This is a genomic window from Shewanella sp. TC10 (assembly GCF_009663145.1).
GTDB lineage: Bacteria > Pseudomonadota > Gammaproteobacteria > Enterobacterales > Shewanellaceae > Shewanella.
On the sequence record NZ_VKHR01000061.1, the window covers coordinates 22917 to 33274 of the forward strand.

Below are 10358 nucleotides of genomic sequence, written 5' to 3' on the forward strand. Positions count from 1 at the left end.
TTAATGACCAACAAACCCCATAAATTTAAATTTCTTATCCAGTAATGCCCAAGTCGATTCTGTCTGTTTGATGACAAGCTAAAATTTGTTCGAATTTGGGGGTGTAATGTTTCAGGAAAACTTTGTAAATAATGATGAAACAGACGGTTTAACTGTAAAAGCAATTCTTATTGCTTTGTGATGTTTACAGTTTGCAAATCAATGATTTGCGACCTGCCGTGCTCATGAATTCTACTGAAAAAACACCTTAATAAATTGAGTTTGTGAACATTTTATTCACTGTTTATCCTCAATCACTGCGCAAATATAGCAATAAACAATTTATACAGCAATCAAAACAACGAATTCTTATTGTCCCATCGAAGCAAAAGTTAGGGTACAATGTGCGCCGTAATTACTATAGGCGCATCATGAATACAGAAACTCCCACAAAAGTTCAATTGGTCACTATTGATGAAGATCATTTTGAGCAACGCATTGATAATTTTCTCCTCACCAAATTAAAAGGTGTTCCTAAAAGCATGATTTACAGAATCGTGCGTAAAGGTGAGGTGCGTGTAAATAAGAAAAGGATAAAACCTGAGTATAAATTACAGATTGATGATGTGGTTCGTATTCCGCCTGTAAGAATGGCTGAGAAAGATCATCGTACAGCACCGTCGCCAAAATTATCAAAAGTGACTCAGTTAGAATCACGTATCATCCATGAAGATAATCATCTCATTGTTTTGAATAAACCAGCAGGCATTGCTGTTCATGGTGGCAGCGGGGTTGATTTTGGTGTGATTGAAGGATTGCGCTCACTGCGACCTCAACAAAAGTTTTTAGAACTCGTTCACCGTTTAGATAAAGATACCTCAGGTGTTTTGCTTATTGCTAAAAAGCGAAGTGCATTGAAGCATCTGCATGACCAGCTGCGCAAAAAGACCATGCAAAAAGATTATTTGGCGCTTGTGCGTGGTGATTGGCAAGCAAAAGATAAAGTGGTTAAAGCCCCTTTGCTGAAAATCACTCTTAAATCAGGTGAACGAATAGTACGAGTTAATCAGGAAGGTAAACCTTCTGAAACCCGTTACAAAATAATGCAACGCTATCACGGTTGTACTTTGGTTAAAGCCAGCCCAGTAACAGGCCGTACACATCAAATTCGTGTTCATTGTCAGTATGCAGGGCATGCAATTGCTTGTGATGATAAATATAGCGAACAAAAATTTGATGACTCAATGCGCGAGAAAGGGCTGAACCGTTTGTTCTTACATGCTGCTGAGCTTAAATTTATTCATCCTGAAAACGATGAAGTCAAAATAGTCAAAGCTCCATTAGATGATATTTTGCAATCGACACTAGAGAAATTAAAGCGCGCATAAAGGCAGATAAGATGAAGCAGTATCAGTTAGTCATATTTGATTGGGATGGCACCTTAATGGATTCAATTGGTAAAATTGTTGATTGCATGCAAAGTGTCGCCCAAGAGCTAAGTTTGTTAGTACCTAGCGAACAGCAGGTGCGGGATATTATCGGTCTATCAATTTTACCTGCAATGGAAAAGTTGTTCCCTGATAATGCAGATAAATATGATGACTTGCTTGAAGCATATAAAAATTACTATCTGAATATTAATTCAACGCCTTCGCCTTTATTTGAAGGTATTGAATCAGTATTAACTCAAATCCAAGCCGCAGGACATACACTTGCGATTGCAACAGGTAAGCGTAGAGCAGGCCTTGACCGCATGTTAGTTGAAACCGGCCTAGGGCAATATTTTTTCGCCACACGATCAGCTGATGAAGCAGAGTCTAAGCCACACCCTTCAATGATTACTTCGCTATTAGAAGAGTTCAATGTCGCACCAGAACAAGCGGTAATGATTGGTGATTCTAAGTTAGATATTGCGATGGCTAATAATGCGGGTGTGAGCAGCATTGCAGTGACCTATGGCGCCCATAGTTTGGAAGATTTATTGAGCCAAAACCCGACAGCCACAGCAAGTAAGCCAACCGATATATTGCTGCATCTTTAGTTTATTGTATTTGTTGTACTTATAGATTGGGTAAACGATTGCTCTAATGACTAATGACTAATGACTAATGACTAATGACTAATGACTAATGATTTTATAAAAGCCGATGATTAACTCATCGGCTTTTTTGTGTCGAAGACTAAAGTAAAAATTAACCTAGTGGGTAAATAATTTGTACTTTAAGTTTTAGGTCACATGACCCAACTGTATTCCAGTCGACAGCTTGTGGATCGAATGATTGACCATTACCACCATAAACCGGAGTACTCCAGTCAAAGCTTTTCAGTACTGACTTGTGTAAATCAGTAGAAACTTGAATACGAGCACCTGCGTTACGTGGGCCCATATCAGGAGAGCCTTTTTTCACATTTGAACGAGTATCGTATTCATAGTAATGGACTTCACCACTGCCATTAGTAATCAAGTTTTTACAAGTATTGTTTTTTGTTATAAATAAGTCGATGTAGTATTCGCCATCATCTTCTAAACTCATTCCAGGACCAAATGTGGCAGAGCTCGCGATTGGGGTACCATTTTCCATACGATGAGTGGTGAAAGTTGAAGCGCCTTTGAAGTTTGAGTAGCTACTCAATGTATAAGGCTTGCCATCTTCAGGATATTTATGAGTTATGAATTGACGATTTTCTAAACCACAAGCTGTTTTCAGCGTTGCAGCTCCTTCACCTTCAGCCGCTTCCTTCCATTCGTAGAAGGTGTTTTGTTTGCCCATGCGGGTTTCTAAGAATGCTGCGTTTACAAATGAAGCACCATCTGCATTGTAATAGAAAGTACCTACATTTGATGCGCCAGTGTAACTGTCCCAATCACCATCAGCTGGGTGAGTCGGTAATCCAGGTGCACCTGGGTCTGAAGGATCTACTGGCTCTTCTGGTTCTGAAGGTGCTTCTGCAAAGCTATGACAAGTATCACACGCCATGCCATTGTCATGTCCGTCTGTGTGACATGATGTACAGGTAGAGCCTTCATTGTGTTCAAAAGGAATTTCAGGCATGCCAAATACACCCACTAAACTTGCTTGAGTCGTCACCCCATTATTGACATATGGTGTATCTGGGTTTGGATTTTGATATTCGAAGTTTACACCGATATTGGCACATTGTTGCTGGAAGGTGCTCACAAAACTTGCGGCTTTTTCATCTAATTCTTTATTTGAATCGGATAAATTTTTATTCTCTTCTGTTAAACCTTTATTGGTTTCATCTAATTGTTGGTTCTGTTCAGTTAACTGAGCAATTTGGGCTTCTAATTCTGGATTAGGATCGACAGTAACAGTATCGTCATCATTACAAGCGGTTAATGCTAAAATTGAAGCACAAATAAGGCTCACTTTAAATTTTTTGTTCATCATTATTTTCCTAGCTATCTAGCGCATAGCTTTATTTTTATATTAATATTCAACGTATATTTACGTTATATTTTCAATGACGATGGCGTAGATTTCGTATCCATTTCTATCTTTAACGATCATCAAAGTTGTAACGTTCCAGCAAATGTACATATCGTTTATTAAAACGAATGACCAAGCTGAGGCCTATTTCTCTCTTTACGAAGTAAGAAAGACTGGTAATTAAAGCCTTACCCAAAGTAGTGCAGGTTCAATGTTTGAAAACTTATGTTAAGCATTCGCACTTTGTCCTTTCAATTTCACTAGGGCTATTGGCACCATTATTTATTCGCCATCAAAATCACGGATTAGGTGAAAAATGATTTCCTTGAGCACCTCGGCGCTGCTATCGACTATAGTTTCCATTCAATCTGTTCGATAAAGTAAAAACTCAGTGTTGTTGGGTATTATTTATTCACAATCTTATCGATACTGTTAATTCATATCTACTAAAGTACCGGTTGTAAATTGACCTTAATAACAATTACTTAGCTTTCAATGCAGAATGTAACCATTTGTGAGAAGTTAATGTGTGACGAATGTCAATTCTGTCTCCATATTTTCATGGCAATTATTTACAATGTGACTCAAATGTATATTTAAGTGGAATCGGGATCTCAATTTTGTTTAGCAAAAATTGATATTAACTTCGTATTATTGAATGGTTGTGCTTAAAATATTGAATTTTAAGTGATTTATTATCTTTTGATGGTGTTTTGAATGTGGTCTTTAAATTTCGTCATGTTATTTTGATTGCAACAAGTTCGTAATGAATGGTTAGCCTTTTAGGTTGTTATTTCGACGATGTAAATTTGAATATGTTGCTGAAGGTGAAAGGGGGTTTATGTGGAATGGATTCGGTTCGAGTGTTTTTTAAGCTTTGATTACTTCCTCGATAAGTTTTGTTTGGATTTAGAGATATTTTACTGTCTAGAATATTTCACTAAATGGTATTAAATCTTAACGTTTAACCAAGCTCGTGAAGATGTATTGCGCTCATCTACAATTTAAATAATCTGTATGTATAGATTTCAATTCAGAAATCCCTACTAATTAGCAATAATTACTGAGAACAATGATTACAGATAACAAAAGTCACTGGCATCAATAGTCACAGGTAATAATCACAAGTAATAAATAACGAGCAACTGTTAATCCGACAGCTTATGTGAGGCAAGAAATATCGTAGAAGACAACAAAAAATCAGCTATGGATTAAATGAAGTTTCAGGGGGGGGATGAAAAGTGAACGCACTAGATTGAGCATCCACTCATTTTTCAATTCATCTAATTAGCGTAAGTATATGAGCTCAGCTTACAGCAGTATTTGATTTGTAGTGCTTTAAGTTTAATCGATTAATTTATAGAACATTAATTTGATGCTGCTTAAGTAATTTAATCAACTTTATTAATGGTAATCCAATTAACGTATTGGGGTCATCTCCTTCAAGCCTTTCAAATAAAGCAATCCCCAGTCCTTCGGCTTTAAAACTACCAGCACAATACAAGGGCTGTTCTAATTCCACGTAGCGAGTAATTTCAGCTAAGGTTAGATTTCTAAAATGAACGGTAAATGGCTCAACTAGACTGAATGCTTGCATGGTTTGGTTATGGACAACACTCAGGCCAGTATAAAAGGTAATGGCTTTTCCTGAGGCTTGTTGTAATTGCTGAATTGCTTTTTCAGTCGTGTGTGGTTTGCCTATGATGTTTCCATCAATAACTGCGACTTGATCAGATCCAATAACCACTGCTGATGGTTCTTTAGCATTAATAGTAGAATGTTCGGTAATTTTATTATTGCTATTATATAACGCAACGCCGGCTAGGGCTTTTTGTTCTGCCAATCGCAATACTAATGCTGATGCGGTTTCATCTGCTAGGGGCGTTTCGTCGATATCGGGTGATAAACAGTCGAAGGGCAGTTGTAACTTTTCTAAAATTTGTTTGCGATAAACAGAGGTAGAAGCCAAGATGATTTTGCTATTCATGTTACGTCTTTCATGTATTTAGATAATTCAGTCTATAATAAGTCAAAATTGCGTTCAAATGCAGTAAATTTAGCCGGATCGCGCTTGTGATCGCTGGCTGTGACAGGTAATATTTCGCTTCGATCAATTTTAATGTTGGCGTTTTAGTAAATTGTTCAATTTGTTTAGTTAAGCAATTAACCGCAATTTGGATAAATTTCCTTTGACTCTAGCGTTTTCAAACTATAATATGCGCGCCTTATGCAAACAGTAAAGATACCAGTATCAATTGATCCTATTCGAACTGCTGCCAGTGGTCTTCGTTATGAAGGCATTGTGCCCGGCAAACAGAATAAGCGATTAAACGAGTTATGTGCTGGCGATTGTTCCGATGTGACAGTGTCGTTAGAATGTGGCGTCGATATTCAGGGGATAGTCTACCTTAGCGGGAAGGCTGTGACGGAGCTCACTCTGCTATGTCAACGTTGTATGACACCATATACCACAGAGGTTACGGTCGACTTCTCCTTTAGTCCTTGTAAGACTCAAGAAGAAATCGATGAGCTCCCGGATGCGTATGAGCCGATTGAGTGCAATGAAATTGGTGAAGTTCGTCTGCATCAGTTGATCGAAGATGAATTGATAATCGCTATGCCAATTATTCCTATGCATCAGAATGCTGATTGCAATTTAGGAACAAGCGACATAGCTGTAGGCGAAATCGAGCCCTCTCAAGAGGAGCGTCCAAATCCGTTTGCAGTGTTAGAAAAACTGAAGAGCAAGTAATCTAGGAGACAAGTCAAATGGCTGTACAACAGAATAAAAAATCACGTTCAAAGCGCGGCATGCGCCGTTCACACGATGCATTGAGCACAGCTCAATTATCTGTAGACGCTACTAGCGGTGAATTACATCTACGTCACAACGTGACTGCTGATGGTTTCTACCGCGGTAAAAAGGTTATCAACAAGTAATTTGTTGCTAATCTTATGACGGATCTGACGCTCGCGTTAGATGTGATGGGGGGCGATAATGGCCCCCTCGTCACAGTGCCTGCAGCCTTGCAGGCACTGAAATTCAATTCTCAACTATCCATTATTCTAGTCGGCAATCAAGCTGAAATAGATCCTTTTCTAGTTGATATTGACAGTGCTATTCGAGCACGCATTCAAATTATTCATACCACTGAAGTTATCACCATGTGTGATAGACCTATCCAAGCTATTCGTTCTCGCAAACAAAGCTCAATGCGTTTGGCATTAGAATTAGTTAAAGATGGTAAAGCGCAAGCATGTGTTAGTGCCGGTAATACGGGTGCACTAATGGCATTAGCTAAGATTTTGCTTAAAACGCTTCCTGGCGTTGATAGGCCCGCTTTGGTGAGTTGTTTACCAGCTGTAACAGGTAAACCCGTTTATTTATTAGATCTTGGCGCTAATGTGTCCTGTGACTCTGAAACCTTATTTCAGTTTGCTGTCATGGGCTCGGTTTTATGTGAGGCTGTCCATAAACGCGCTAGACCTAAAGTTGCTTTACTTAACGTCGGTATTGAAGACGTCAAGGGCAACGACCAAGTCCAACAAGCTGCGCAGTATCTAATAGATACTGAACAAGTTAATTACACCGGGTTTGTTGAAGGTGATGAAATTTTCACTGGAACAGTCGATGTAATTGTCTGTGATGGCTTTGTCGGCAACATCACATTAAAAACATCTGAAGGCATTGCTAAGTTGTTAGTCCACCAATTAAAACGTGGTCTGACGCAAGGTTTGTTCGTTCGGATGTTGTCTAAACTCCTCGCTCCACGTATACAATCAGTGCTCAGTAAGATGAACCCCGACCACTACAATGGCGCAAGTCTGATAGGATTGCGCGGAATAGTAGTAAAGAGTCATGGAAACGCTGATGAAGCGGCTTACTTACAAGCAATCAATTTAGCTGCCACAGAAGCAAAACGTCGTCTTCCGGAAATGATTAAAGATCGTTTGGAGACGATTCTTTTAGACATCAATAGCTGATCTCATTATATGCAAACAAAAATTCTCGGAACTGGTAGTTATCTACCGGTGCAAGTTCGTAGTAACCACGATCTAGAAAAAATGGTCGAAACTTCAGATCAATGGATTGTGGAACGTACAGGTATTTCTGAACGACGTATTGCTGCAGAAGACGAAACCGTTACTACAATGGGTTATCAAGCTGCGTTAAAAGCATTAGAAATGGCAGGCATTGAAGCCAGTGAACTAGACATGATTGTCTGTGGTACCACTAGTGCCAGTAATGCTTTCCCTGCTGCGGCTTGTGAAATTCAAAAATTACTCGGCATTCATACAATTCCTGCTTTTGATATTGCGGCGGCCTGTTCAGGGTTTGTTTACGCTTTGTCAGTTGCTGATCAGTTTGTCAAAACTGGAGCAGCCAAAAAAGTCTTAGTCATTGGCGCTGACGTGCTCTCGCGCCTGTGCGACCCTGAAGACCGTACAACTGTGATTTTATTTGGTGACGGTGCAGGCGCTGCTGTCATTGGCGCGAGTGAGCAGCCAGGTATTATTTCTACTCACATTTATGCTGATGGCCGCCAAGGTGATTTATTAAAGTGTTCATTCCCGCCACGTGCTACAGAGTCATCAGAAGCTGTAAGCTTTATGACTATGAAAGGTAATGATGTATTTAAGTTTGCCGTTACCCAGCTTTCTCATGTGGTGACAGAAACTCTGCGCATTAATAACATCGACAAGTCAGAAATTGATTGGTTAGTTCCGCATCAAGCAAACTTTAGAATTATTAAAGCGACGGCTAAGAAACTTGATATGAGTTTAGATAAAGTGGTGTTAACCCTTGCTAAGCATGGTAATACTTCGGCAGCTTCTGTGCCTATTGCGTTAGATGAAGCAGTAAGAGACGGTCGTATTCAACGTGGCCAACTGATTTTATTAGAAGCATTTGGCGGCGGTTTCGCTTGGGGGAGCGCACTTGTGCGTTTTTAGTTTTAGCGTCCGGCTAAGATTCTAGATTTATTGTAAAAACGTCAGTAGTATATTTTTAGTTTTTGAACAGTGTCATCTTTAACTAACTGTTCTCAAAGTTTATCGTGTTTATAACTGACGAAAATTTCATTTTTCATGAACGAATAAAGGTAATTAATATAATGGAAAATATGGCTTTTGTTTTTCCTGGACAAGGCTCGCAAGCCGTTGGAATGTTAGCTGACTTAGCTGCAGACTTTCCGATAGTGACTGAAACGTTTGCACAAGCAAGTGCAGTTTTGGGCTATGACCTATGGGCATTAACGCAAGATGGACCTGTAGAAAAGTTGAATGAAACAGATAAAACTCAACCTGCTTTATTAACGGCGAGTGTTGCTATTTTTCGTGCTTTTGAAGCTAGTGGAGCAACACAGCCTGCTTTATTGGCAGGACACAGTTTAGGTGAATATTCAGCATTAGTTTGTGCCGGAGTCATTGAATTTACTGATGCGGTTAAATTAGTTGAACTACGTGGTCAGCTTATGCAACAAGCTGTGCCAGCTGGCACTGGTGCAATGTTTGCCATCATCGGCTTAGATAATGATGCCATTGCTAAAGCATGTGAAGAGTCTGCTAATGGCGAAGTAGTCAGCCCAGTTAACTTTAATAGTCCGGGTCAAGTCGTTATTGCAGGTGAAAAAGAAGCCACTGAAAGAGCTGCAGCAGCGTGTAAAACTGCTGGCGCTAAAATGGCTGTAGCATTACCAGTCAGTGTGCCATCACACTGTGCGCTAATGAAACCCGCTGCCGATAAATTAGCGTTAGCATTAGATGCTTTGACTTTTAATGAACCAAAAATCAATGTTATTAATAATGTTGATGTTGCTATGCCAACTGCATCAAGTGACATTAAAGATGCTTTAGTTCGCCAACTTTATTGCCCAGTTCGCTGGAGTGAAACTGTTGAATTAATGGCAACGAAAGAGATTACAGATTTAGTAGAAATGGGCCCAGGTAAAGTATTGACGGGTTTAACAAAAAGAATTAATAAATCATTAAAGGGGCAGGCGGTAAACAACGCTGCGTCTTTATCTGCTTTAATCCAATAAAGGAATTGTCATGAGCATTAGCTTTAATTTAACCGGTAAAGTAGCATTAGTTACTGGTGCAAGTCGCGGTATTGGTCGCGCCATTACTGAAACCTTAGTAGAAGCCGGCGCAGTGGTTATTGGTACTGCAACGAGTGAGAAAGGCGCAGCTGCTATTCAGGACTACCTCGGCGATAAAGGTCATGGTTTAGTGTTGAACGTAACTGATAAAGATTCAGTTGCGCAATTATTCGCACAGATCAAAGAAAAAGCCGGTGATGTTGATATTCTAGTTAACAGTGCAGGTATCACTCGCGATAATTTATTAATGCGCATGAAAGATGATGAGTGGCAAGATATTCTTGATACTAACTTAACGTCGCTATTTAGATTGTCAAAACCTGTTATGCGCTCAATGATGAAAAAACGTAATGGTCGTATCATCAATATTGGTTCAGTTGTAGGAACCATGGGCAATGCAGGCCAAGTGAATTACTCAGCTGCTAAAGCTGGTTTGATCGGATTTACAAAATCTCTTGCAAGAGAGGTTGCATCTCGTCAAATAACAGTGAATGCTATTGCACCAGGTTTCATTCAAACTGACATGACAGATGAGCTAAATGAAGAACAACAGCAAGCTATCATGTCGCAAGTGCCAATGGAGCGTTTAGGGCAAGCACAAGAGATTGCTAACGCTGTTTTATTCTTAGCATCTGATTCTGCTGCTTACATTACAGGTGAGACCCTGCATGTAAATGGCGGAATGTACATGGTTTAATCGCCTTCAAAGGCAACGACTTTTATTGAATCTGGTTTGATATCAAAGTATGATAATTTTCGTGGTCTAACCACGAAAATTATCATACTTTGATATCAAACCAGATTCAATAAAAGTCGTTGCCTTTGAAGG

10 protein-coding genes are annotated in these 10358 nt (G+C 39.4%); 8 read left to right on the top strand and 2 right to left on the bottom strand.

Annotated features, from left to right (window positions below):
- The first annotated feature begins 410 nt into the window (after window positions 1–410).
- Entirely contained in the window at window positions 411–1367 is a 957-nt protein-coding gene (rluC, locus tag FNZ24_RS17665) for a 23S rRNA pseudouridine(955/2504/2580) synthase RluC (protein WP_153916156.1), read from the top strand.
- A gap of 11 nt (window positions 1368–1378) precedes the next feature.
- Window positions 1379–2020: an HAD family hydrolase gene (locus tag FNZ24_RS17670; protein ID WP_153916157.1), complete on the top strand. Its 642-nt coding sequence runs from the start codon at window positions 1379–1381 to the stop codon at window positions 2018–2020.
- Window positions 2021–2171: 151 nt separating this feature from the next.
- Here the strand turns inward: FNZ24_RS17670 and FNZ24_RS17675 are convergent, their stop codons facing one another.
- Entirely contained in the window at window positions 2172–3386 is a 1215-nt protein-coding gene (locus tag FNZ24_RS17675) for a septum formation initiator family protein (RefSeq protein ID WP_153916158.1), read from the bottom strand.
- A gap of 1399 nt (window positions 3387–4785) precedes the next feature.
- Entirely contained in the window at window positions 4786–5415 is a 630-nt protein-coding gene (locus FNZ24_RS17680; protein WP_153916159.1) for a Maf family protein, read from the bottom strand.
- A gap of 240 nt (window positions 5416–5655) precedes the next feature.
- Here FNZ24_RS17680 and yceD point away from each other — a divergent pair, with 240 nt between their 5' ends.
- The 6 genes from yceD (at window position 5656) to fabG (ending at window position 10226) form a co-directional block, all read left to right on the top strand.
- Entirely contained in the window at window positions 5656–6180 is a 525-nt protein-coding gene (yceD, locus tag FNZ24_RS17685) for a 23S rRNA accumulation protein YceD (RefSeq protein WP_153916160.1), read from the top strand.
- Window positions 6181–6197: 17 nt separating this feature from the next.
- Window positions 6198–6368, top strand: a complete 171-nt coding sequence (gene rpmF / locus FNZ24_RS17690) for a 50S ribosomal protein L32 (protein WP_011496728.1) — start codon at window positions 6198–6200, stop codon at window positions 6366–6368.
- A gap of 15 nt (window positions 6369–6383) precedes the next feature.
- Entirely contained in the window at window positions 6384–7412 is a 1029-nt protein-coding gene (gene plsX / locus FNZ24_RS17695; RefSeq protein ID WP_153916161.1) for a phosphate acyltransferase PlsX, read from the top strand.
- A gap of 9 nt (window positions 7413–7421) precedes the next feature.
- Window positions 7422–8381: a beta-ketoacyl-ACP synthase III gene (locus FNZ24_RS17700; RefSeq protein WP_153916162.1), complete on the top strand. Its 960-nt coding sequence runs from the start codon at window positions 7422–7424 to the stop codon at window positions 8379–8381.
- Window positions 8382–8542: 161 nt separating this feature from the next.
- Complete coding sequence (gene fabD / locus FNZ24_RS17705; RefSeq protein WP_153916163.1) at window positions 8543–9469, top strand: ACP S-malonyltransferase; 927 nt, start codon at window positions 8543–8545, stop codon at window positions 9467–9469.
- 10 nt (window positions 9470–9479) lie between these two features.
- Window positions 9480–10226: a 3-oxoacyl-ACP reductase FabG gene (gene fabG / locus FNZ24_RS17710; RefSeq protein WP_153916164.1), complete on the top strand. Its 747-nt coding sequence runs from the start codon at window positions 9480–9482 to the stop codon at window positions 10224–10226.
- The last annotated feature ends 132 nt before the right edge of the window (window positions 10227–10358 follow it).